Raw genomic sequence first — 22,929 nt, 5'->3', positions numbered from 1 at the left:
CCGCCGGACGCCCCGCTACGGCAACCTTGTGGTTACCGTGCGGGGCCGTCCTTTTTCAGGCGCGCGTCCTCGCGGTATCCTAGGCGAAGGACTGACGGCTGAAGATGCCGAGGTCACTCGGTTAGATAGAAGGCGGTTGTCATCCTGGATGGAGCGCCGAGGGCGCGGAGTCGAAGGATCCCGTGCGGCGCCAGCGAGAAACACGGCATCTCAACGGTAAGGAGACGCATCATGAAGCAGAGTTCATCGAACCGCAAGGTCAACGAGCAGGCGCGCGAGGTTATCGCGGGAATCCTGCTGTTCGAGATATCCGATCCCCGTCTGGAGTTGGTCACCATCACCGGATGCGAGGTCAGCTACGACCGCAGCGTGTGCAACGTGTTCTACACCACTGAGCCCGATCGCTACGAGGACGTGGCGGCGGCGTTCCAGAAGGCGTCCGGCCGTATCCGCTCGCTCATGGCGCGGAAGCTGTCGTGGCGCATCGCGCCGGAGCTGCGCTTTTTGCTGGACAAGAGCGTGGACGAGGCGGAGCGAATCGCTTCGGCCCTCGAGCGCGACGCGGCGCGCAACAAGGTGGCGGCTCCTACCGACAGCGACGTGCCGGCCGACGCCGATATCATGGCCGACCGCGAGGCGCAGGCTCAGCAGGCATCCGAAGGCGAATAGGGAGGCTCCATGGCGGTCACGCCCCAGACGAACACCGACCTCGGCGCTATAGCCGAAGCGCTGAGGTCGCGCGACGACTTCATCATCTGCGGGCATGTGAGCCCTGACGGCGACTGCCTGGGCTCCCAGCTCGGTTTGGCGGCGGCGCTCAAGGGTCTCGGCAAGCGTGTGACCTGCTTGCTCGCGAAAGACGAGCCCATCGACGAGCGTCTTGGCTTCCTGCCGGGCGCGGCCGAGCTGGTTCCGGCGGCTTCGTTCGACGGCATCGCCCGCACGTTCGTCGCGGTGGACGTCCCCACTCGCGAACGCATTGGAGAGGCGGCCGCCGCGCTGCTCGAGGGCTGCGATCTGACGGTTACGGTCGACCACCATGCGGTGGACTCCACTATGACCGACCTCGTATACGTCGATCCCGACGCCGCCTCCACCACGATGCTCGTGTGGGAGCTCGCGGGCCTGTTGGGCGCGGAACGCGCCGGCGACGTGGCGCAGTGCTGCTACACGGGCCTCGTCACCGACACGGGGCGCTTCCAGTACCAGAACACCGATGCGGCTGCCATGCGCGCCGCATCCGAGATGGTGGAGGCGGGCGCCGACCCGGCGTCGGTGTCGCGCGCCATCTTCCAGAACCGGACGCTGCCGTCCGTGCGGCTCGAGGGCATAGCTGTCGAGCGCATGACGTTCGGCGCGGGCGGAGCCTATGCGTTGAGCTGGCTTTCCTGTGACGACTTCGAGGCAACGGGCGCAGTCAAGGCGGACGCCGAGCCCATCATCGACGCGCTGCGCTCGGTGGCGGGCGTGCGCGTGGCCTGCATGCTGCGCGAGCAGGGCGACGTGGTGCGCGGCAGCCTGCGCGCCAAGGACGACACCGACGTGGCGGCCGTCGCGCGCTCGTTCGGCGGGGGAGGGCATGTGGCGGCGGCTGGGTTCACGCTTTCCTGCACCCTCGACGAGGCTCGTCGCTTGGTCGACGAGGCGCTTGCCGCGACGTTCGCCTCGGATGAGGAGGGGGCGTGCCGCGCGTGAAACGGGGGCTATCGGGGCTGTCGCTGGTCGTCGGGGTGAACAAGCCTGCCGGCGTGAGCTCCCATGACGTGGTGAACCGCTGTCGCTCCATCTTCGGAGAACGTCGCGTCGGGCACACGGGCACGCTCGATCCGATGGCTACCGGCGTGCTTCCCATCTGCGTGGGTCCGGCGACGCGTCTGGGCGCGTACCTGACCGGGCACGACAAGCGCTATCGCGTGTCCATCGCGTTTGGTGCGGGCACCGACACCGACGATGCCGCCGGAACGGTGGTGCGCACGGGCGAGGTGCCCGACCGCGTGCTGGATCCGGAGTTCGCTGCCGCATTCGTGGCGAGCCTCGTGGGCAGACGCAAGCAGATGCCGCCGGCGTACTCGGCCATCAAGGTGAACGGGAAGAAGTCCTACGAGGCCGCGCGCGCCGGCAACATCATCGACCTTGCGCCGCGCGACATCGAGGTGTACGATGCGCGGTTGCTGGGCGTGCACGAAGGGGACGGGGAAGAGCTTCCCTCGTGGGACGTGTCGTTCGAGGTGTCGAAGGGAACCTACATCCGCTCGCTCGCACGCGACGCGGGCGTGGCGCTGGGATGCCCGGCGCACGTGGCCGCGCTCGAGCGCACGGAGCTGGGGCTGCTCACGCTTGAAGAGTGCGTGAGCCTGGAGACCTTGGCCGACCTCAAGGACCGCGCCGCGCTCGATCCGGTGCGCCTGCTGGGCGTGCGGTTCTCCTATGCGCAGGGCGATCTGGCGAAGAAGGTGGCGAACGGGGCGCAGCTTCCGGCTGCGGAGCTTCCGCTGTTCGAGCGCAGGAGGACGACGTCCGCCATCGAGATGTGCGCCTGCACCGCGGGCGTGCGCGAAAGCTGCGAGCCGCCGCGCGACGGCGAGCTCGTGGCCGTGCTGACCGACAACAAGCTCGTCGCGCTGTACGCGTACGACGAGGGGCGCGCTCGGTTCGAGACGCGCTGCGTGTTTCAAACGGGGGTGTCTCGTGGCAGAGATATATAAGGTCGACGCATCGTTTGACCACGGGTTCTTCAAGGGCACGTCGTGCGCGTTCGGCGTGTTCGACGGCGTGCACCGGGGGCATCGCTACCTGCTGGACTGCGCCCGCTCCACCGCGGCCGAAACCGGCGGCGCCAGCGTGGCGCTGACGTTCGACATCGATCCGGACGAGGTGTTCCATCCAACGCGGCTCAAGAAGCTCATGACGAACGAGGAGCGCGTGCGCATGCTCGCGGACAGCGGCATCGACGTCGTCGCGGTGCTGCCGTTCACCCGCGATTTCGCCGCCTCGTCTCCCGAGGAGTTCCTCGTGCAGACCTTTGACGGCACCGTTCCGTCTTTCCTGCACGTGGGCTACGACTTCAAGTTCGGCGCGCGGGCGGCGGGTACGGTGCGCGACCTCGACTCGTGGGCGGCCGTGGGCGGCACCAGCGTGCAGGCGCACGACCTGAAGAGCGACGACGGCGCGCCCATCACGGCCACGCGCATCCGCCTGCTGTTGGCCGGCGGGGACGTTGAAGAGGCGAACCGTCTGCTGGGACGCCCGTACTTCATGACCGGCGTCGTGGAGCCGGGTCGCGGGGAAGGAGCCGATATGGGCTTCCGTACCGCGAACCTCGTCGTGCCCGATCAGATGCGGCCGCTGGGCGACGGCGTGTACGCCGCCTATGCGCACGTCGACGGCGTGCGCTACAAAGCCGCCGTGAACGTGGGCGTGGCCGCCACGTTCGCCGACCGCGCCACCGCCACCTGCGAGGTGCATCTGCTGGACTTCTCGGGCGATCTCTACGGCAAGCCCGTCAAGGTGGAATTTCTCCATTGGCTGCGCCCTATGAGAAAGTTCGACGATCTGGACGAGTTGATAGCCACCGTGAAGGGCAACATAGCCTGGGTGCGCGAGAACCTGTAGCCCTTTACTTGACCGCCCAGGCCGAATCCTTGTTGAAGAGGTTGTCGTACTGGACGGTTGCGTACGCTTGCAGCGCGTCGAGCACGCCTGCCGCCTCCTCGTTGCCGAATCCGTGCCAAATGCCGTCGGCCGTGAGGAATCCGTTCAGATTGATGGCGGGGACGGCTTCGCGCATGGCCAGCAGGAAGCGCTGATAGCTCGTCGTGGGCAAGCCTGCGGCCTCGACGAGCCTCGACCCCAGGTAGTTAAGGCTCGTGCGCTCGTGCGCGACGCCCTGAGGCTCGTGTGCGCCTTGCGCGCGGGCTGCGTCGTTCGCCCAGATGAGGTACGGCACCGTGTAGCGCTCCTGCACGGCCTCGAGCCCCAGGTCGTCTGCTGCAGCTCCGTCGTGAGTCGCCTCGAACAGCCAATCGCTGAAGCCCGGCTGGTGGTCGCCGAAAAAGCATAGCACCACGGGGCGATCGAGAGCGTTCAGCCGATCCACGAGGTAGGCGAGGTCGCGATCCGCCTGGCGTATGACGCTGGCGTACTCGTCCAGCTCCGACGACCTGCTGCCGTCGCCTAAGGGCACGCTCACCGCAAGCTCGTCGGACAGGCCTCCTACGTCGTAGCCGCCGTGGTTCTGCAGCGTCACGTCGAACACGAACTGCGGGCCTTCGTCGGCTTCCAGCAGGTCGAGCACGTAGTCGTAGGTGGCGCGGTCGGTGGTGAGCCCGCGCAGCGTGTCGGCGTCCGCGAACGCCCGCTGGTCGGCGAACTCGTCGAAGCCCAGCTGCTCGTACACGCGGTCGCGACGCCAGTTCGTACTCTCGGCGGGGTGCACGGCATGGGTGGCGTATCCGAGCGACGAGAAGTACGACACGAGGCTCTCCGTTCCGTCAAGGTCGTACAGCACGTAGGGGTACACGCCGCCGCCGAGGTGCCCCATGCTCGATCCCGTGAGGAACTCGAACTCGCTGTTGCACGTGCCCCCGCCGAGCGCCGACGCGTATGCGTCGCCCGCTTCGAGCGCCTCGGCCGCGATATCGTAGTAGTGGGCGGGACGCGCGTCGGTGCCGGCCAAGCCCGGGTAGCGCGAGAGGTCGGAGAACGTCTCGTTCATGATCGCGATGACGGTAGGGGCTTCGGCGCCGTCCGGCATGCTCGCGCTATCGTCTGAGAGCGAGCGCAGCAGATCCGAAACGGCATCGGCATCGTATCCTTCGGGGCGTGCAGGGCTCAGATCCTGCACGCGTTTGAGGAAGCACAACGCCGATCCCTGCTCGGCGTACGACTCCTTCACGCCCCACACATCCACCGTGCAGGCGTAGGCTTCCTCGATGTCGTACGTTCCTATCCACCAGCCGAAGCAGCTTGCCAGCGCTAAAGCGCACGCGCCGTTCGCCACCGCGCGACGCGGAGTGGCCGTTACCTTCGGCAGGAAGGCGATGGCCGTCGAGGCGATCGCGAACACGGAGACGGCCTCCAGCAGGCGCGTGTCGAGCGCGAACGTGTAGCCCGCGCCCACCGAGGCCGCCGTCGACAGCGCGAACACGTCGGCGGGCACGATGGGCTGGCCCTTGAACAGGATGACGAAGTGGTTCGCCACGCCCGCGAGGAGGCAGGCGGCCAGAAACGCGACGACGGCGCCGCGGGTGCGCTGCCCGGCCGCGTACACGATGGCGAACAGCGCGCCCAGAACGCACAGGTTCACCGCGGCGTAGAAGGGATCCATGGCGAGCAGCTGATCGTTCCAGGGACGTTCCAGAAGGTAGAGTCCTATGGGAACCGCTAGCAGCAGCACGATGGGGCGGGCAAGGCGCCAGCGCTCCAAGGTCCGCTGGGAGCGCCGGCCGCGCAGCAGCAGCGCGCAACCGCAGCCCAGCAGCACGGCCGCAGCGCCCGCCACGGCGAACCAGGGCGCGTCGGAGAAGCCGCTGGCGGCGTACAGAATCAGGAACAGCGCCGCTAAGGCGCACAGAACCGCACCGACGAGGTCGCAGGGCGCGGGGGACAGGCGAGCGCGCAGGTTGGAAAGAAGCGCAGCGGCCGATGCGAGCGCCGTTTCGAGGCGCCGACGTACGGTCATAGATACTCCTATATATGCAATCGTAACGTGTTCGTAAACAAGGGTAAGAAGTGCATGATAGCGGTTTGGGCTCGATCGCGCATTCCGATCCGCCGACGGTTGTAAAAGTTCTTGGCGCTGACCGGGCGATTCGACCCAACTGACAAAAAACCGTGATTTCGACTTCACATTATCTGCAAATATCATACAATAGTGCAGTTGCGTGCGACTTTCCCGCTTAGAATGCCCGGCGAAAAGGTCGCACTATTGTATTGGAACGGAAAAAGGAGGAGACACGTGACTACTGCAGTCGCATGGATGGCTCCCGTGTGTGCCCTGATCGGCATTTGCATGGCGGCCTACCTCGGTTCCTGGGTTCTGAAGCAGGATCCGGGTCCGGACAAGATGAACAGCATCTCCATCAAGATCCAGCAGGGCGCCAAGGCGTTCCTCATGAGCGAGTACAAGCTGCTCGTCATCTTCATGGTGGTCGTCGGCATCATCATGGCGGTCGCCCTGTCGCCCATCACGGCGCTCGCGTTCGCCACGGGCGGCGTGATGTCGGCTGCCGCGGGCTACGCCGGCATGCACGTCGCCACGCGCGCCAACACGCGCACGGCGCATGCCGCCGAGCAGTCGGTTGCCAAGGCTCTGAACGTCAGCTTCAAGTCCGGCCTGACCATGGGCCTGTGCGTTGCTTCGTTCGCGCTGCTGGGCCTGTCGCTGTGGCTGCTCTTGCTGGTGTTCGGCATCGACATCGTCGAAGTCGCGCAGATGCATGAGAACATCGGCATGGTGGAGGGCTTCGCCACCGGTGCTTCGGCTGTGGCTCTGTTCGCCCGTGTGGGCGGCGGCATCTACACGAAGGCGGCCGACGTGGGAGCCGACCTCGTGGGCAAGGTCGAAGCGGGCATTCCGGAGGACGACCCGCGCAACCCGGCCACCATCGCCGACAACGTGGGCGACAACGTGGGCGACGTCGCGGGCATGGGCGCCGACCTGTTCGAGTCCTACACCGGTGCCATCCTGGCTCCCACCATCCTCGCGGCCACGTTCGGCGCGCTGGGTGGCTACTTCGCCACGGGCGACCTGGTGTGGGCGCTGGTCACCCCCGTCATCATCGCGGGCTGCGGCATCCTCACGTCCATCATCGGCCTGTTCGCCGTGCGCGCCAAGGAAGGCGCCGCGCTGCACAAGGCCCTCAACCGCGGCACGTACGTGGCCGCCGGCATCGAGATCGTCGTGATCTTCTGCCTGTTCTTCATCTGGAACTCCCAGTCGGTCGAGGCTCAGCCGCTGTGGCTGTTCGGCTCGGTGCTGTGCGGCCTCGTCGCCGGCCTTGCCATCGGCAAGATCACCGAGTACTTCTGCTCCGACAAGTACAAGCCGGTGCATAAGATCGCCGACGCCGCCGACACCGGCGCCGCCACGGTCATCATCGAGGGCATCGGCACGGGCATGCTGTCCACCATCGCTCCCATCGTGCTGGTGGCGCTCGCCATCATCGGCGCGTACACCTTCGGCAACATGGCGTTCCCGAACGCCGCTGCCGACGGCGGCATCGCCGTGGGCCTGTTCGGCGTCGGCCTGGCCGCCACCGGCATGCTCTCCAACACCGCCATCACCATCGGCGTGGACGCGTACGGCCCCGTTGCCGACAACGCGGGCGGCATCGCCGAGATGGCGGGCCTGCCCGAAGAGGTGCGCGACCGCACCGACGCCCTCGACGCCGTGGGCAACACGACGGCCGCCATCGCGAAGGGCTTCGCCATCGCGTCCGCGGGCCTGTCGGCCATCTCGCTGTTCGTGTCCTACCAGGCCACGATGCACCATTCCATCCCCGACTTCGCGCTGACGCTTACCGACCCGCTGATCGTGGCCGGCATCTTCATCGGCGCCATGATGCCGTTCATGTTCGCGGCACTCACCATGGGCGCCGTGTCCCGTGCGGCCCATGCCATGGTCGAGGAAGTGCGCCGCCAGTTCCGCGAGATCAAGGGCATCATGGAGTACAAGGCCGAGCCCGAGTACGACAAGTGCGTGGCCATCTCCACCTCTTCCGCCCTGCGCGAGATGATGCTTCCGGGCTGCCTCGCCATCGTGGTGCCGGTCGCCATCGGCTGCTTCAATCCTGCCATGCTGGGCGGCTTCCTTGCGGGCGCCGTCGCCACCGGCATGCTCATGGCCATCTTCATGTCCAACGCCGGCGGCGCGTGGGACAACGCGAAGAAGTACATCGAGCAGGGTCATCATGGCGGCAAGGGCTCCGAGGCCCACAAGGCGGCTGTCGTGGGCGATACCGTGGGCGATCCGTTCAAGGATACCTCCGGCCCGTCCATGAACATCCTCATCAACCTCATGACCATCGTCTCTTTGACGTTCGCCCCGTTGTTTATCATGCTCCAGGGGATGTTCTAAGAGCTTCGCTTGCACGATGCGCATGATTCGGAGGCCCCGGCGATCGCCGGGGCCTCCGTGCGTTGTGTGCCGATTTGGGATGCAGCCAGATGGGCTTCCTCGGCGCGAACCGGCCGAGATTTCCGAATGCGGACGGTCTCGCTTGGACGATGCGCTTTCGAATAATCCCGGCGGAGCGGGCATTCCGATCTTCGCTCATGCCTCGAAGAAGAGGGCGTATGTTATGATGCCACCATCGGCGCGCATGAGAAAGACGACGTAATGGCGAAAACAACAGGCAAAAACCTGAGAACAACGCGGTTCTCGTTCCGGCGCATGGCCTTGTACGGAGTCGCGCTCGCGTTGGCGCTGCTTATCGCATCCGCTGTGATGGGCGCGGTTCTGGCCGTGCGGGATATGCGCGATCGGGCCGACGTATCGCTGACGAACGCCAAGGCGCGCATCGAGTCGAGCGTCGCGGAGTCTTTCAAGCTGCTGGAATCGTTGGCCGAGCAGCCGACGCTGTACGAACGCTCCGTCTGGGTCATGGACAAAGTGACGATGCTCGACCAGGTGAACGAGCATTTCGGCTACTTCCTGCTATGCTACGTCGATGACGAGATGAACGTGTGGGACGTGACAGGTTCGGCGAGCCTCGCCAGCCGCGATTTCATGCAGAAATGCTATTCCACGGGTCAGGGCTTGGTCACCGACAGCTTCGCGGCCGGCGCCGACGGCGTGACGCTCAACTACGTCGTGCTCGTGCCCCTCTTCGACGGCGGCGAGATGACGGGATCGCTGTTCGTCTCGCTGTACTTCGACGATATGGTGCGCATCCTCGCCGAGAGCGCCGTCGGCCCCGATGTGGGATCGGTGCTCATCGGAAGCCGGGGCCAGACGATGTCGGCCACGTCGGGTTTCGTGTACGACGACATGTTCCTCGACCCGCTTCGCAGCAGCATCGCGTTCGGTATGACCGCCGATGTCGTGGAGCGGGAGCTGATGGCGCTCAACCCGGTGTCCTTCTGGACCGTAGACGGATTGGATGTACGATACTACACGGCCGTTCCTATCGCCGATACCGCATGGGACGCCGTATGCGTGACGAGCTTCTGGGACGCGTACACCAAGGTCATGGCCGCGCTCGCTCCGCTGATCGCCGCCGGTTTGGCGATCGTCGCGGGCGTGTTCCTGTTGCTTCGCCGCGATTTCATGTGTCAAATGGAAAACGCCCGCATGCTTGAGAAGTCCGTCGAGGAGCTGCAGAGGAAAGTGTACGACGATGGGCGATCGGCTGAAGCCGACATCGCCGACATCCTCGAGCTCACCTCGTCGGGCCTGTCCGACGGGCTGACCGGCACCGTCACGCGCTCGGTGTTCTCCAGCAAGCTGGCGAGTGCGCTCGAGAACGCGCGGGACGGCGGATCCCTGTACGCCCTCTGCTTCATCGACCTCGACGACTTCAAGACGATCAACGACACGTATGGCCATGCGACCGGCGACGCGGCTTTGAAATCCATCGGCTACGCCCTGCGCGGCTACGAGCGGCGCTACGACGGCATGGTGGGACGTTACGGCGGCGACGAGTTCGTGATGCTCATGACCGACATCGACGACGAAGGCGAGCTGCGCGCCGTGCTCGACGAGATGGTGGGCGACCTTCATGTGGACATCCAGGTGGGCGACGCGGTGGTCTCGGTGCATTGCAGCATCGGCGCGGCCGTGTGGGACCGGGTTTCCGACGCCGATGCGCTTTTGGGGCAGGCCGACAACGCTCTGTATCGCGTCAAGCAGCATGGCAAGGAAGGGTATTTCGTGTTCGGCGAAGAGGATGCGCAGTGAGACGCCGCAATGTGGCGACCGTGATCGGCTTCGCCGGGTTCGCGTTGATCGTCGTTGCGCTGGTAGGCTCCTTGGGCGCCTTCGTCTATAGAGAGATGGGCGCTATGCGCCAGCGCGACGCCCTGAATCTGCTGAACTATTTCCAGCAGGCCATGGTTACGAAACTCTACGACGAAGTGAGCCCGGTCGACGACCTCGCGGCCGCCTTCGAGGTCGATCCGGACGACGAGGCCTGGTTCCCTCGCGTGGCGGGCGAGCTGCTCGAGCGCGAGGAAGTGTCCTACGTCGCCTACGTGCGCGGCGACACGATGGCCTACGCCTATCCCGAGGAGGAGTTCGGGGATACCGTCGGCGACGATCTCACCTCGTTCTCGTACGTGTACACGCTGGCCAAGTGGACCGACGGCTTCGTGGTGGAGAGTTCGGTCGAGCTGTCGAGCGGCGAGAACGTCTTCCTGTTCGTCAGACCGGTGAACGTGGGTGGTTCGTACTACGGCGAGGCGGTGGTGGGCGTCAAGGAGTCTTACGTGCTTGAACAGCTCGACTTCGCCTCCCTTGAGGAAGCGGGGTATCTGTACGAGCTATGGTCGGTCAGCCCTCAGGATGGCAGCAAGGACGTGATCGCCGCTTCGGGTGGCTCGCACGATTTCTCCCATGCGGCGAAGTCGACGTTCAACATGCCCACGCAATGGACGCTGTCCATTATGCCCGAGCAGGGTTGGATTCCCCGGGAATGGTCCATCTTCCTGGCCGTGGGCGTGATCGTGGTCGAGGCGCTGATCTTCGGACTGGCCTTCGCCTTGCTCGCCCTTCGACGTGCGCGTCGGTTTCATGCCGAAGCCGTGCGTCGCGACGACGAGACGGGGTTGCTCGCCTATCGCGCGTTCGTCGACGAGCTCGAACGCTCCGCCTGCCGTGATGAGGCCGTTCCGTTGACGATCGTCTGTCTTATGGTGGACGGTTTCGAGCATGCGGCGCTGTCGTTGGGACCGGAGGCTCGCCGTTCGTATCTGGAAAGCGTGAAAGGCGAGATCGACGAGGTGATCCAGGTTCAACACGTGGCTGCGCGCGTGAGCGCGGGCTGCTTCGCGATCGTCATCCGCGATTACGTCGATCGTGGTTCGCTCGTCGATCTCATGCGCGCTCTCGAGCTGGCGTTGCTGTGGAAGGTGCGCATCGACGGCAGGAAGACGTTCTGCGCGGTTCGCTCGGCCGCCGTGCGCTTCCCGGAGGACGGCGACGATCCCGTCGCGCTCGTCGAACGTACGGTGTCGCTGCTGGAGCGTGATCGGCCCGGTCGGTAAGCGGGCGACGGCCGAGTTCGTCCTGCGCATTGCATGGCAAAAAGAACGGGCCCCGTCCTGAGGACGAGACCCGTTTCCGCGCGCGATGCTTTCCGGGCTGCCGCGACTACACGATGCCCTGGGCCATCATGGCGTCGGCGAGCTTCTTGAAGCCCGCGATGTTGGCGCCCATGACGTAGTTGCCCTCGTGGCCGTACTCCTTGGCAGCGTCGTCGGCTGCATGGTAGATGTTCTTCATGATGCCCTGCAGCTTGCTGTCCACTTCCTCGAACGTCCAGGACAGGCGCTCGGAGTTCTGGGACATCTCCAGGCCGGAGGTGGCCACGCCGCCTGCGTTCGCCGCCTTGCCGGGGCAGAACACCACGCCGTTTTCCATGAGGTAGTCGGTGGCGTCCATCGTCGTGGGCATGTTCGCGCCCTCGGCCACGATCTTGCAGCCGTTGGCCACGAGCTGCTTCGCGTCCTCCAGCAAAAGCTCGTTCTGCGTGGCGCAGGGCAGGGCGATGTCCACGGGCACGCTCCACACGCCGCGGCCCTCGTGGTACTCGACGCCCTCCTTGCGCGCGGCGTACTCGGAGATGCGGCCGCGCTCCACTTCCTTGATCTGCTTCACGAGGTCGAGGTCGATGCCCGCCGGGTCGTGGATCCAGCCGGTGGAGTCCGACATGGTGACCACCTTCGCGCCCAGCTGCTGGGCCTTCTGCGTGGCGTAGATGGCCACGTTGCCCGAGCCGGAAACGGCGACGGTCTTGCCTTCGAAGCTGTCGTCGTGGCAGTTGAGGTACTCCTGCACGAAGTAGATCAGGCCGTAGCCGGTGGCCTCGGTGCGGGCCAGCGAGCCGCCGTAGGACAGGCCCTTGCCCGTGAGCACGCCTTCCCACACGTTCTTGATGCGCTTGTACTGGCCGAACATGAAGCCCACCTCGCGCGCGCCCGTGCCGATGTCGCCGGCCGGCACGTCGGTGTCGGCGCCGATGTGGCGGAACAGCTCGGTCATGAAGCTCTGGCAGAAGCGCATGATCTCCATGTCGGACTTGCCCTTGGGGTCGAAGTCGCAGCCGCCCTTGCCGCCGCCCATGGGCAGCGTGGTCAGGCTGTTCTTGAAGATCTGCTCGAAGCCCAGGAACTTGATGATGCCGAGGTTCACCGACGGATGCAGGCGCAGGCCGCCCTTGTAGGGCCCGAGGCAGCTGTTGAACTGCACGCGGTAGCCGCGGTTGACGTGCACGTTGCCCGCGTCGTCCACCCAGGGCACGCGGAACATGACCACGCGCTCCGGCTCGACGATGCGCTCGAGCAGTCCGGCCTTCTCGTAGGCGGGGTTGGACTCGATGACCGGCTTCAGGGATGTGAGCACCTCGGTGACGGCCTGGATGAACTCCGGCTCGTTCGGGTTCTTTTCCTTGACCTGCTCGATGACGTTATCGACGTAACTCATCTTGGCGGACCTCCATTCACGTGTATTCATACTAGGCTCATTATAAAGACCGAATTGCGATGGTTGCGCTTATTTAAACGATTCGAAACAAAACAGCATGCCGAATGAAGGGGAAGGCGGCGCGGAATCCTGGCAGCAATCGACGCGATTCCGTCGAGGCATCGGGCACTTCCGGGATCTGTTAGCAGAGTCGAACTTCCGACCTGGCGTTATACGGGTTTATCTACGCTTCTTCGTTCGCGGATTGCCTTTGAGGCGGTTTAGGCGACGGAATCGCGTCGATTCCTGCCGAAATACGACGATCCGTTTGCGCAGCGGGTTCCTCTGGTTTCGTGCCCGGGCGTGGAAATAACCGGGTATCGCTTCGGCTGTCCCGAAAGGAGGGCTGGCGTTGCGCGGCGATGGGGTAGAATCGGGGGATACGGGAGAAGGAGCGAGCATGAACGAGATCAAGTGCCCTCATTGCGGCGAGATGTTCACCATCGACGAAGCCGGTTTCGCGGCCATTTTGAAGCAGGTGCGCGACGCCGAGTTCGACAAGGAGGTGCGCCGCCACGAGCAGCTGCTGACCTCCGAGAAGCAGCAAGCCGTGCAGTTGGCCGTGGCCGAGGCTCTTGCGAAAGCGCAGGGCGACGCGGCTCAGAAGGAGGCGCGCATCGCCGAGCTGGAGGCGCGGCTGCAGGCGGAGCAGCGTGAGCGCGAGAACCAGCAGCGCCTGGCCCACGCCGAGCGCGAGCGCGCGCTGGCCGATGCGGTGGCGACGAAGGACGCGCGCATCGCCGAGCTGGAGCAGCGCGTGGAGGCGCAAGGTCGCGCCTTCGAGGCGGAGAAGAAGCTGGCGGTGGAGCAGGCGCGTTCGGCGCTGGAGCGCGAGCGCGACGCGCTGGCCGCGCAGGTGGCGCTCAAGGACGCTGAGAAAAGCCAAGCGACGAGCGCCCTCAAAGAGCAGCTGGCCATCGAGCTCAAGGCAAAAGACGACATCATCGCCTACAAGGAAGGCGAGATCGAGCGCTACAAGGACATGAAGGCGCGCCTGTCCACCAAGATGGTGGGCGAGTCGCTGGAGCAGCACTGCGAGACCGAGTTCAACAAGATCCGCGCCGCCGCGTTTCCGCGCGCGTACTTCGAGAAGGACAACGACGCGTCCGAGGGCTCGAAGGGCGACTTCATCTTCCGCGAATGCGACGAGGAGGGCAACGAGATCGTCTCCATCATGTTCGAGATGAAGAACGAGTCCGATGATTCGTCGCATCGTCACAAGAACGAGGACTTTTTCAAGAAGCTCGACGCCGACCGCAGGAAGAAGGGGTGCGAGTACGCGGTGCTGGTCACGTTGCTCGAGCCGGAAAGCGAGCTGTACAACCAGGGCATCGTGGACGTGTCGTACCGCTTCGAGAAGATGTACGCCATTCGCCCGCAGTTCTTCCTGCCGATGATCTCCATCCTGCGCAACGCGGCGTTGAACTCGATGGCGTACAAGGCGGAGCTGGCGGTGGTGCGCAACCAGAACATCGACATCACGAACTTCGAGGAGCAGATGGAGACGTTCAAAAGCGGCTTCGCGCGCAACTACGATCTGGCCAGCCGCAAGTTCCAGACGGCCATCGACGAGATCGACAAGACCATCCTGCACCTGCAGAAGACCAAGGACGCCCTCGTGTCGTCCGAGAACAACCTGCGCCTGGCGAACAACAAGGCCCAAGATCTTACCATCAAGCGCTTGACCAGGAACAACCCCACCATGAAAGCGGCCTTCGAGGCGCTGGCCGAGGAGAAGGATGACGCGCGGCCGTAATTCGTCTATATCGTGAAAATATGCTAGTATATTTTCACGATATAAGGAGGTTTTCATGGCGACACCCGCTGAGCTGCTAGACAACATGGTGCCTGTTTCGGCGTTCAGCCGGGGCAAGGCCGCGCAGGCCTTCTCGTCGGCGTCTAATTCCACGCCCGTCATCGTGTTGAAGAACAATGCACCGTATCGCGTTATCACGACGCCGGACGAGTACGCCTATCTCTCGGAGGTCGAGGCCGACATGGTGCTTATGGCCGAAGCGATGGCGCGGTTGACGGCGAATCAGGATGCAGGATCCGTCCCTGCGGAAGAGGTGTACGCCGAGCTGGGCATCGCGCTTGAGGATGTTGACGCCATCGAAGACGTGGAGCTGGCGTGATGTGGGAGCTGTCGTTCCTTCCCGAAGCTCGGGAGGATCTTCGCGCATTGGACGGATCCCAGCGTATACGCGTGGTGAAGGCGATCGCCAAAGTGCAGTCGAATCCTCTTCCCTCATCCGAAGGGGGATACGGAAACCCTCTTGGGAACAAGCGCTTGTCCCAGTTGAGCGGCCTGATGAAAGTGAAATTGAAGTCGGATGGCATCCGGATCGTGTACAAGCTTGAGCGCATCGAGCATGCCATGCGCATCGTCGTGATTGGGGTTCGCTCCGATGATGCGGTATACCGCGAAGCCCAGAAACGGCGGGAGTCGCACGGATTGTAGACGGGGTGGGCGCTATGCGGGACGATTTCACGACGAAGGAGCGCACGGGCGCGGGGACGGGGGAGGTGCTCGCGCGGCTCGGGTACGCGCTGGCGGGCGCGCTCGTCGCCGTGCTGGTTTCGGCGATGATGTCGCTGGTGCCGTGGCCCGCGGACGACACGCTGTTTCCCGTGTACGTCAACGCGTCGGTCATGGGGGCGACGCTCATGCTGTGGGCGTCGTTCAAGCCTTCGCGCGGTTCGGCCGGCGCGGTAGCTGCCGAGGCGCTCACGGTGTTCGTCACCGTGCTTGTTGTGCAGATGGTCGGCAGCTGCCTGCAGTCGCCGAGCTTGTTCGGCCTCTATTCCAATCCTCTTTCATGGGTATGGGATCATGCGATCTTCATGCTGTACAGCGGGCTTGCCCTCGTTTTGCCGATATCCTGGGCGCTCGGCAGCAACGAGCGGTGGGCGCGGCGCTCGTTCAAACGGGTCCTCGGCGAGCTTGCGTTCGTCCTGGCGGCATGGGCGCTCGCTGCAAGCGGCGTCCTTGATTCGGCTCATTCGCTGATCGGCTTCATGGTGCAAGGCCTCGTCTTCGTCGCGTCCGTGCTTGCCACGGCGGCGGTGTTCCAGCGGCTGGCGTGCGCACTGGTCGGGCGCTACCGTGCGGTAGAGGAGCAGTCTGCGCCCCGGCCGAGACATGCACCGCCCGTTTCCGAGTCCCGGCGTCCCGCGCCGCGCGCGAACCTGCGTGCGGCGTGCATCGCGGTGCTCGTCGGATCGGTGGGCGTCAGCGTGTGCGCGCTCGCATTCTTCTTCGTTTGCCAGAAGCAGGCGGCGGCTCAGGGTTTGGAGCTGCGCAACATCGTTTACGACATCCCGACCGCTTGCGTGCTGGTCACGTGTTTCGTCGCGATCCCGTTCGTCTTGGCGAAAACGCTGAGAGGACCCGGCAAGGATTATCGCTTGGCGGGGTATGCCGCGCTTTGCGCGATCGCGCTGCTGCCGACCATGCTATCGTCCACGTTTCGGCTGGAACCTCCCGAAGAAACGTACCTTGGCGGCGGCGCCATCGAAGTGGTCACGCCTGAATGGTTCGATACGCCGCGCGTGGAATACGCGACGTCCGAAGGCCCCTTGTTCATGAGGATGCTGTCGAACGCACGCCTCTCGTCGACATCGGACGAGGGGCAGCCCCTTCCTCCCGTACGATCGGGCTACTCGTACCACAATACGGGCAACATCGTCTCCATCGACCACGAGGCGCTCGTGCTCGTGCTGGCGATAACGCAATCCACCGAGGATATCGCGACGGGAACGCAGGTGTCGGTCGATTGCGCGTCTACCGAGCACTTCGACGTACCGTTCGACGAGCTGGCGGTGGGCGATAGCGTGCAGATCCGCTCCACTGAGGCTCATACCGACGACGCCATCGTTGCGCAGAAGGTGTTCGGTCCGGCGCGCGATCTGGTGCCCGAGCAGCAGGGGCGCGTCGAGGAAGAAACGCTCGACGACATCCTCGCGTCGTACGACTGCGGCTATACGGTGTCGGGCACGGTGACGTCGGCCGTCGAGGAGAACGGGTTCTCGTTTCGCGTGGACGACGGGGGCGGCTTCATCGAGAACGGCACGGAGCTGCGCGTGTCCACCGCATTCGTCGAGCGCCGCCTGTACGGCATGAAGGGCCTGCAGTGGGGGATGGACGGCGTGATCGTCGGCTTCTCTGACCTGCCGGCCGAGGGCGTGCTGCGCGCGAAGGTGATCGTGGGCAACGACGACACGTCATCCGACTACTGGGAGAACATGCCCGCCTCGTAATGCGCTACAATGGCGAACGTGATCCCGCCCCGAACAGTTGCGAAGGAGGCTTCGTTGACCGCCGATTGTCCAGAAGATTTTCCGTACGAGGCGAAGCCCGAGCTTCGCGACCCCGCTGTGCGCGAGGGCTATTGGCGCGTTGCGATGGGCTTGCAGGAGGTCGACGGGCTGAAGCCTTCTCCGTATCTGCGCGAGCTCGCCCGAGAACACGTGAGCGGCGTGCGCGGGCTGGACGAGACGGGCAGCATGATTCGCGCCTACCACGCGCGACAGAAGGCGGATGGGCGCGACGAGGCTGCGGGGGAGCGCGAAGCCGACCTCGTGAGCCAGCGCATCGTCGAGCTGCTGGCTTCGGGCGCGTTCGCGCTGGTACCCGATATGCTCGCCGTGATCCATGGCGCGTTGTTCCAGGATCTCGATGCGGCGACGTATCGACCCGGCGAGTATAAGACTGAAGCGCTGCAAAAGCGCGAGTTCGTGCTGAACGGCGACAGCGTGGTGTACGCCGATCCCTCGTTGATCGAGCGCTCGCTGGCATTTCTGTTCGACGAGGAGCGGTCGCACGTCTACGGCATCGAGTTCGACGAAGCTCAGCTCGAACATCTCGGCCGCTTTATCGCAAGGTTGTGGCAGGTTCATCCTTTCGTCGAGGGCAATACGCGGACGACGGCGGTGTTCGCGGTGCTCTACCTGCACGATCTGGGCTTCGATGTGGACAACGAGCCGTTCGAGCGGCATGCTCGGTACTTTCGCGATGCGCTCGTGCGCGCGAACTACCGCAACGCGAAAGCGGGCGTCCTGCCCGACCTTCGGTTCGTCGTGCGGTTCCTCGACAACCTGCTGAACGAAGCCGAACACGAGCTGCGCTCGCGCGATCTTGCGTGCAAGGCGCTGTTCGACGATCCCTCGTTTTTGCGCAACGTCGATCCGTCGCAAGCGATCAGCTTGTAGGGAAGCCCTCCCGTTTCCCGTCGCGCAGCGTCTCCTCTACGAGGCGCTGGAGGTTCGCGGCGAAGCGCTCGCGATCATCGTCTTCGAAGGCGGCGGGACCCTTCGTCCGCCCGCCCTGGCGGCGCACTTTCTTCTCCTCGTGGCGGATGTGCATGTCGAGGTCGATGGTGGCCAGCGTGTACACGCGCCCGCGCACGCCGATGGCCCGGGCGTGCCGTCCCAGCGCCATGGCGGCCAGCCCGATGTCCTGCGTCACCACGATGTCTCCGGGTTCCAGCTCCTGCACGATGGCGAAGTCGGCCGCGTCGGCGCCGATGCCCACGGGCAGCGTGTCCACCCAGAACCCGTCGCGGGGCTCGCGCGGATCTCCGCGCCTGATGTGCCGCGCAAGGTTCTGCGTCGCGTTGCCCGCAACGACCGCGGGCAACGCGTTCTTGCGCGCGACGGCCAGGGTTTCGGACGTGACCGGGCAGGCGTCGGCGTCGATGTAGATCGTCGGTCTCATGGGCTCGCTTTCTTTCGGAAGATTCCAGTATACGGTACGGCAGCCTGAACGAGGCGCGATCGTGCGCTTCAATGCGTCGGAACGGTGTCCGAAATGTGCGCAGACGGTGATCGGCGGGCCCCGTAGACATTTTATTGAGAAATGCGTCTTAGATTCTTTCCGTTTGATAGTGGAAGCTGCGGGAGGATCAGCATGAGGAGCGAGAACGAGTTTTTACGCGCAGTCGAGCAGCAGGTGCGCGAACATCCGCAAGCGCCTGCCCACAAGGCGCCGAACGGCCTGACGACCACGTACGCCGAGCTATGGGAGGCCTCCGATCGCATTGCCGCCGCCTTGGCGGCCCGCACGGAGAAGCGACAGCCGGCGGTGGTGCTCGGCCACAAATCCGCATGTATGATCGCAGGGTTTCTCGGCTGCCTTAAAAGCGGGCATGCGTTCGTCCCCGTAGACACGGAGATGCCCCTTACGCGTCTCGCGGACATCCTGTCCCAGCTCGGGGAGACGCTCGTGGTGGTTACCGAGGACATGCCCGATGCCCTGGCGTGCGCGCTGCCCGAGTCAGACGTGCTCGATGCGCGCGCGGCCGTCGCCGCAGCGGGCAGCCCCTTCGTCGTCCCCGATCGCGCGAGCTGGGTGACGGGCGACGAGACGCAGTACCTCATCTTCACGTCCGGTTCCACGGGTCGCCCGAAGGGCATCGAGGTCGGCGCGGACAACGTTGCGCGCTTCATGGACTGGGTTTGCACGTTTCCCGTGATCCGCGAGGGCGGGCGCGTATTCCTGGACCAACCGCCGTACTCGTTCGACCTGTCCGAGTACGAGGTGGTGGGCGCGCTCGCCACCGGCGGCTGCCTGCACGCCGTCGAACGCGAGGAGACCGAAGATCTGCGCGCGCTATTCGCCGACCTACGCGATTCGGGCGTGGAAGTGTGGACGTCCACGCCGTCGTTCGCCGACCTGTGCCTGGCCGACCGCAGCTTCGACGAAGCCCTGCTGCCCGACGTGCGCCTGTTCCTGTTCTGCGGCGAGGCCCTGCGCCGCTCCACGGCTGCGGCTCTGCGCGAGCGGTTCCCTCGTGCCCGCATCGCGAACACGTACGGTCCCACCGAGTCGACCGTGGCGGTCACCTACGTCGAGATCGGCGATTCGGAGCTGGTTGACGAGCGCCCGCTCCCCGTCGGCCGTCCGCGCCCCGGCACCGAGCTGCGCATCGTCGACCCCGAGACGGGCGCCCCGTGCGAGGCCGGGCGGATCGGCGAGATCGTCATCGTGGGCGACACGGTGGCCAAAGGCTACTTCCGCAACCCCGAGAAGACGGCGGCGGCCTTCTTCGACGCGACGCTTGTCGACGGCACGCCCGTGCGTGCCTACCGCACGGGCGACGCGGGCCACCTCGACGAAAGCGGCATGCTGTACTGCGACGGTCGTTTCGACTCGCTCGTGAAGGTGAACGGCTTCCGTATCGAGCTTGCGGACGTGGAGGAGAACCTTGGCGCGCTGCCGCTCGTGAAGCAGGCGGCGGTCGTGCCCGTGCGTCGCCGCGAGCGCGTGGCGTACCTGAAGGCGTGCGTGGTGCTGCGCGAGCGTCCTGCAGGCAGCGACTTCGAGATAGCTCGTCTCATCAAGGCTCGGCTGGCCGAGCGCGTGCCCGGCTACATGGTGCCGCGATCGGTGGCGCTCGTGGGCGAGCTGCCGCTGACCTGCAACGGCAAGGTGGACCGCAAGGCGCTGGCCGAGGCATGAGGCATGGCGATCATCGATGACGTTCTACGCCGACCCCAGCTTCTTCATGCTCTTGGCGCTGGCCGTGGCGGGCGCCGCCTTCCTCGGATTGCGCGAGAAGCCGATCGCGCGCTACGGTATGGTCGCATCGGCCGCGTTCTTGGCGTGTTTGTTCTGCAAGGATCTGCCGGGTCTCGCCGTGGCGGCGTTGTTCGTGGCGACGGCGACGCTTTCGACGCGTTGGGTGTTGGCCAGCCCTCGCTCGAACGGGCGCTTCGCCGTCGCGTTCGCGCTCATCCTGTTGCCGCTCCTCTCGGCGAAGGCGGGCGCGGTGTTCGACCAGAACCTGCTGGGCTTCATGGGCGTGTCCTACATCACGTTCAAGGCGCTGCAGGTGCTGTTCGAGGTGCGCGACGGCGTCATCGAGGAGCTGGGCCTGTTCGACTACCTGTACTTCCTGCTGTTCTTTCCGGTGTTCACCTCGGGCCCCATCGACCGTTCGCGCCGATTCGCCGAGGATGCGCGCAAGGTGCGCTCGTGCGACGAGTACGCGGGCCTCTTGGCGCGGGGCATCCTGCTGCTTCTGGTCGGGCTCGTGTACACCTTCGTCATAGCCGTCTGGCTGCACCGCTTCTATGCGCCGACAGCTTGGGGAACGGGGCCTTTCCTCGCCGAGCTGGGCGTGCAGGTGCGAACGGCGTACGTGTACGGGCTGTACCTGTTCTTCGACTTCGCGGGCTACAGCCTCATGGCCATGGGCGCCAGCTACTGTTTCGGAATCCGGACGCCGCGCAACTTCCGCGCGCCGTTCGCGGCCGTGGATATCAAGGACTTCTGGAACCGGTGGAACATCACGCTGTCGTTCTGGCTGCGCGACTTCGTGTTCATGCGGTTCTCGCGCTTGGCGCTGAGGCGCCGTTGGTTCGACAGCCGGCTGGCCGTCGCATGCTGGGGCTTCGTGTTCGACATGGCCCTTATGGGCGCTTGGCATGGCCTCACGGTCAACTACTTGCTGTACGGCCTGTTTCACGGCCTGCTGCTAGCCGGCAACGAAGCGTTTCAGAAGAAGTCGAAGTTCTACAAGTCCCATAGGAAGGCCCCCGCGTTCAAGGCGCTGTCCTGGTTCGTCACGCTGCAGTTGGTGATGTTCGGGTTCGCGCTGTTCTCGGGGCAGATCGCGATGCTCGTGAAAGGAGCGTTCAATGGCTGATATGACGTACGAGGAGCTTGAGGAGAAGATGCTGGACATCCTCGAAGAGGTGTGCGGCGACGACGAGGTGCGCACGAACCGCGACGAGGACCTGTTCGCGCTGGGGCTGCTGGACTCCATGGGAGCCATCGAGCTTTTGGTGGATATCGAGGACGTCTTCGGAGTGTACATTGCCCCCACGGAGGTGGAGCGCGACGAGATGAACACGGTGAACCTCATCATCCACCAGGTGGAGATCAGACTGTAGCGATATGGCGAAGCGCTCGAACATACCGGGGGCAGCGCCCGCGTCCAAACGGGCGCGAACCGGCGTGCGTCTGCTGCGCGGCGTGCTCGCGGGGCTGTTGGCCGCCGCGCTCGGGTTGGCGGGCGTCTGCGCGATGCTGCCTGCACAGACCGCCTACGATCCGGCACGCCTCTACGATTACGTGTACTCGGGCACGAAGTCGCAGAGCGTGCCCTTCACCACGGCGTCGATGAGCGACGACGGCCATCTTGCGTTCGGCTCGTCGGAGTTCTTCATCTCGAAGGACAAGGTGGCGCAATGCCCGCAGGCGGTGTTCGGCGAGAACGTGACGGGCGTCGATCTGACCTACGTGGGCGAGGCGTACGACCAGAGCCTGTGGCAGGCAATCGCCGCAGGCGCGTACGCCGGCGAAGCGAAGAACAAGAAGGTGATGATCGTCGTGTCGCCCCAGTGGTTCTTCAAAGGGAACGGCGACCAGGGCAAGTTCGCTTCGAAGTTCTCCTACGAGCTGTACCGCCGGTTCGCGAACAACCCGAGCATCTCCGGTGAGACGAAGGCCTACGTGCGCTCGCGCGTGGAGGCGCTGGGCGTGGACGCGAAGACCACGGCGGCCGCCAACCGCGACACCGTGCTGGACGCAGCGAACGACGCGGCCACGGCGTTCGCCGACGACCTGCGCACGCGCAGCCGGCTTCCGGGCATCATCGCGGGCGCGCCGCTCAAAAGCACCGTCCGCGCCGCGGGCACGTCCACCGGCGAGCCGGATTGGAACGCGCTGCTGAAGCAGGCGGATGCATCGGGCGACGCCGCCTGCACCACGAACGACTTCGGCATATACGACGCGTACTGGCAGAAGAACTCGGGCTATCACGTGGAGCGCGGGCAGAACTTCTCGCAGGCTGACGAAGAGTACGCCGATCTCGCCTGCTTCCTGCGCGTGTGCCGCGAGGCAGGGCTCGAGCCGCTCGTGACCATCCTTCCGGTGCATGGTGCCTGGTACGACCGCGAGGGCGTTGCACACGCCGAGCGCCAGGCGTACTACGAGCGCATCCGCGGGCTGTGCGACGACGCCGGGGCCGCCTACGCCGACTTCTCTAGCTGCGAATACGAGAAGTACTTCCTGTGCGACACGGTGCATCCCGGCTGGCGCGGTTGGGTGCGCATAGAGCAGGCGTTCTACGACTTCGTCCACGATCGCGACGACGCGTTTCTCGGCGGCGGCCGGTTCGGTGCGGCCGAGGGACTGGACGCGGCGGGAAACGCGGGCGCTTCGCTGGCCGGCGTGGGCGGAAACGCCGGGGACGGCGGCTCGGGCGGGAGCGCATCGTGATGGCGCGCGCGAGAAGGCTGGCTGC

19 protein-coding genes are annotated in these 22,929 nt (G+C 65.1%); 16 read left to right on the top strand and 3 right to left on the bottom strand.

Going from position 1 to position 22,929, the window contains the following annotated elements; all coding sequences use genetic code 11:
- Positions 1-231: 231 nt before the first annotated feature.
- Genes rbfA through ribF form a run of 4 tightly spaced genes read left to right on the top strand, consistent with a single transcriptional unit; the run spans position 232 to position 3,612 of the window.
- On the top strand, positions 232-669 hold the full coding sequence (rbfA, locus tag HMPREF1023_RS14565; protein WP_009307206.1) for a 30S ribosome-binding factor RbfA: 438 nt from the start codon (positions 232-234) through the stop codon (positions 667-669).
- A 9-nt stretch (positions 670-678) separates the two neighbouring features.
- The gene (locus tag HMPREF1023_RS14560; protein WP_009307205.1) at positions 679-1,695 is read left to right on the top strand and encodes a bifunctional oligoribonuclease/PAP phosphatase NrnA; all 1,017 of its coding nucleotides are present in this window, start codon (positions 679-681) and stop codon (positions 1,693-1,695) included.
- A complete protein-coding gene (gene truB, locus HMPREF1023_RS14555; RefSeq protein WP_009307204.1) occupies positions 1,683-2,705 on the top strand; it encodes a tRNA pseudouridine(55) synthase TruB in 1,023 nt (340 codons plus the stop codon). The genes HMPREF1023_RS14560 and truB overlap by 13 nt, the downstream gene beginning before the upstream one ends.
- Positions 2,689-3,612: a riboflavin biosynthesis protein RibF gene (ribF, locus tag HMPREF1023_RS14550; protein ID WP_009307203.1), complete on the top strand. Its 924-nt coding sequence runs from the start codon at positions 2,689-2,691 to the stop codon at positions 3,610-3,612. The genes truB and ribF overlap by 17 nt, the downstream gene beginning before the upstream one ends.
- Positions 3,613-3,616: 4 nt before the next feature.
- On the opposite strand, the gene HMPREF1023_RS14545 is transcribed toward ribF, so the two are convergent.
- A complete protein-coding gene (locus tag HMPREF1023_RS14545) occupies positions 3,617-5,680 on the bottom strand; it encodes an LTA synthase family protein (protein WP_009307202.1) in 2,064 nt (687 codons plus the stop codon).
- A gap of 297 nt (positions 5,681-5,977) precedes the next feature.
- Here HMPREF1023_RS14545 and HMPREF1023_RS14540 point away from each other — a divergent pair, with 297 nt between their 5' ends.
- From HMPREF1023_RS14540 to HMPREF1023_RS14530, 3 genes are all read left to right on the top strand, one after another.
- Positions 5,978-8,077: a sodium-translocating pyrophosphatase gene (locus tag HMPREF1023_RS14540; RefSeq protein WP_009307201.1), complete on the top strand. Its 2,100-nt coding sequence runs from the start codon at positions 5,978-5,980 to the stop codon at positions 8,075-8,077.
- Positions 8,078-8,338: 261 nt separating this feature from the next.
- Positions 8,339-9,898, top strand: coding sequence for a diguanylate cyclase (locus HMPREF1023_RS14535; RefSeq protein ID WP_009307200.1), 1,560 nt, complete (start codon positions 8,339-8,341; stop codon positions 9,896-9,898).
- On the top strand, positions 9,895-11,202 hold the full coding sequence (locus tag HMPREF1023_RS14530) for a GGDEF domain-containing protein (protein ID WP_009307199.1): 1,308 nt from the start codon (positions 9,895-9,897) through the stop codon (positions 11,200-11,202). The genes HMPREF1023_RS14535 and HMPREF1023_RS14530 overlap by 4 nt, the downstream gene beginning before the upstream one ends.
- 106 nt (positions 11,203-11,308) lie before the next feature.
- On the opposite strand, the gene gdhA is transcribed toward HMPREF1023_RS14530, so the two are convergent.
- Complete coding sequence (gene gdhA, locus HMPREF1023_RS14525) at positions 11,309-12,640, bottom strand: NADP-specific glutamate dehydrogenase (protein ID WP_009307198.1); 1,332 nt, start codon at positions 12,638-12,640, stop codon at positions 11,309-11,311.
- Between the two features lie 439 nt (positions 12,641-13,079).
- Between gdhA and HMPREF1023_RS14520 the strand changes: the two genes are divergently transcribed.
- The 5 genes from HMPREF1023_RS14520 to HMPREF1023_RS14500 are packed head-to-tail and all read left to right on the top strand — an operon-like array spanning position 13,080 to position 17,890.
- Positions 13,080-14,435, top strand: a complete 1,356-nt coding sequence (locus tag HMPREF1023_RS14520; RefSeq protein WP_009307197.1) for a DUF2130 domain-containing protein — start codon at positions 13,080-13,082, stop codon at positions 14,433-14,435.
- A 55-nt stretch (positions 14,436-14,490) separates the two neighbouring features.
- The gene (locus tag HMPREF1023_RS14515) at positions 14,491-14,814 is read left to right on the top strand and encodes a hypothetical protein (RefSeq protein ID WP_009307196.1); all 324 of its coding nucleotides are present in this window, start codon (positions 14,491-14,493) and stop codon (positions 14,812-14,814) included.
- A complete protein-coding gene (locus HMPREF1023_RS14510; protein WP_009307195.1) occupies positions 14,814-15,140 on the top strand; it encodes a type II toxin-antitoxin system RelE/ParE family toxin in 327 nt (108 codons plus the stop codon). Before HMPREF1023_RS14515 ends, HMPREF1023_RS14510 begins: the two co-directional genes overlap by 1 nt.
- Positions 15,141-15,154: 14 nt before the next feature.
- Complete coding sequence (locus tag HMPREF1023_RS14505) at positions 15,155-16,939, top strand: hypothetical protein (RefSeq protein ID WP_009307194.1); 1,785 nt, start codon at positions 15,155-15,157, stop codon at positions 16,937-16,939.
- 54 nt (positions 16,940-16,993) lie between these two features.
- A complete protein-coding gene (locus tag HMPREF1023_RS14500) occupies positions 16,994-17,890 on the top strand; it encodes a Fic family protein (RefSeq protein WP_009307193.1) in 897 nt (298 codons plus the stop codon).
- Here the strand turns inward: HMPREF1023_RS14500 and HMPREF1023_RS14495 are convergent.
- Positions 17,880-18,395, bottom strand: a complete 516-nt coding sequence (locus HMPREF1023_RS14495; protein WP_009307192.1) for a DUF188 domain-containing protein — start codon at positions 18,393-18,395, stop codon at positions 17,880-17,882. The two genes, HMPREF1023_RS14500 and HMPREF1023_RS14495, sit on opposite strands and share 11 nt — an antisense overlap.
- A gap of 192 nt (positions 18,396-18,587) precedes the next feature.
- Between HMPREF1023_RS14495 and dltA the strand changes: the two genes are divergently transcribed.
- The 4 genes from dltA (at position 18,588) to dltD (ending at position 22,904) form a co-directional block, all read left to right on the top strand.
- A complete protein-coding gene (gene dltA / locus HMPREF1023_RS14490; protein WP_009307191.1) occupies positions 18,588-20,138 on the top strand; it encodes a D-alanine--poly(phosphoribitol) ligase subunit DltA in 1,551 nt (516 codons plus the stop codon).
- Between the two features lie 16 nt (positions 20,139-20,154).
- Positions 20,155-21,327: a D-alanyl-lipoteichoic acid biosynthesis protein DltB gene (gene dltB / locus HMPREF1023_RS14485; RefSeq protein WP_009307190.1), complete on the top strand. Its 1,173-nt coding sequence runs from the start codon at positions 20,155-20,157 to the stop codon at positions 21,325-21,327.
- Positions 21,320-21,574, top strand: a complete 255-nt coding sequence (dltC, locus tag HMPREF1023_RS14480; RefSeq protein WP_009307189.1) for a D-alanine--poly(phosphoribitol) ligase subunit DltC — start codon at positions 21,320-21,322, stop codon at positions 21,572-21,574. Before dltB ends, dltC begins: the two co-directional genes overlap by 8 nt.
- 64 nt (positions 21,575-21,638) lie before the next feature.
- Positions 21,639-22,904, top strand: a complete 1,266-nt coding sequence (gene dltD / locus HMPREF1023_RS14475) for a D-alanyl-lipoteichoic acid biosynthesis protein DltD (protein ID WP_231566088.1) — start codon at positions 21,639-21,641, stop codon at positions 22,902-22,904.
- The last annotated feature ends 25 nt before the right edge of the window (positions 22,905-22,929 follow it).

The organism is Eggerthella sp. 1_3_56FAA (assembly GCF_000185625.1).
In the GTDB taxonomy this organism is placed as follows: Bacteria; Actinomycetota; Coriobacteriia; order Coriobacteriales; family Eggerthellaceae; genus Eggerthella; species Eggerthella lenta.
The sequence above is the reverse complement of the archived record's forward strand: the minus strand, read 5'-3'. Positions and strand labels throughout refer to the sequence as shown.

Coding starts and splice junctions, on each gene's coding strand:
- rbfA (WP_009307206.1), top strand. CDS start 232: ATGAAGCAGAGTTCATCGAACCGCAAGGTCAACGAGCAGGCGCGCGAG.
- HMPREF1023_RS14560 (WP_009307205.1), top strand. CDS start 679: ATGGCGGTCACGCCCCAGACGAACACCGACCTCGGCGCTATAGCCGAA.
- HMPREF1023_RS14545 (WP_009307202.1), bottom strand. CDS start 5,680: ATGACCGTACGTCGGCGCCTCGAAACGGCGCTCGCATCGGCCGCTGCG.
- HMPREF1023_RS14540 (WP_009307201.1), top strand. CDS start 5,978: ATGGCTCCCGTGTGTGCCCTGATCGGCATTTGCATGGCGGCCTACCTC.
- HMPREF1023_RS14535 (WP_009307200.1), top strand. CDS start 8,339: ATGGCGAAAACAACAGGCAAAAACCTGAGAACAACGCGGTTCTCGTTC.
- gdhA (WP_009307198.1), bottom strand. CDS start 12,640: ATGAGTTACGTCGATAACGTCATCGAGCAGGTCAAGGAAAAGAACCCG.
- HMPREF1023_RS14520 (WP_009307197.1), top strand. CDS start 13,080: ATGAACGAGATCAAGTGCCCTCATTGCGGCGAGATGTTCACCATCGAC.
- HMPREF1023_RS14515 (WP_009307196.1), top strand. CDS start 14,491: ATGGCGACACCCGCTGAGCTGCTAGACAACATGGTGCCTGTTTCGGCG.
- HMPREF1023_RS14510 (WP_009307195.1), top strand. CDS start 14,814: ATGTGGGAGCTGTCGTTCCTTCCCGAAGCTCGGGAGGATCTTCGCGCA.
- HMPREF1023_RS14505 (WP_009307194.1), top strand. CDS start 15,155: ATGCGGGACGATTTCACGACGAAGGAGCGCACGGGCGCGGGGACGGGG.
- HMPREF1023_RS14495 (WP_009307192.1), bottom strand. CDS start 18,395: ATGAGACCGACGATCTACATCGACGCCGACGCCTGCCCGGTCACGTCC.
- dltA (WP_009307191.1), top strand. CDS start 18,588: ATGAGGAGCGAGAACGAGTTTTTACGCGCAGTCGAGCAGCAGGTGCGC.
- dltB (WP_009307190.1), top strand. CDS start 20,155: ATGACGTTCTACGCCGACCCCAGCTTCTTCATGCTCTTGGCGCTGGCC.
- dltC (WP_009307189.1), top strand. CDS start 21,320: ATGGCTGATATGACGTACGAGGAGCTTGAGGAGAAGATGCTGGACATC.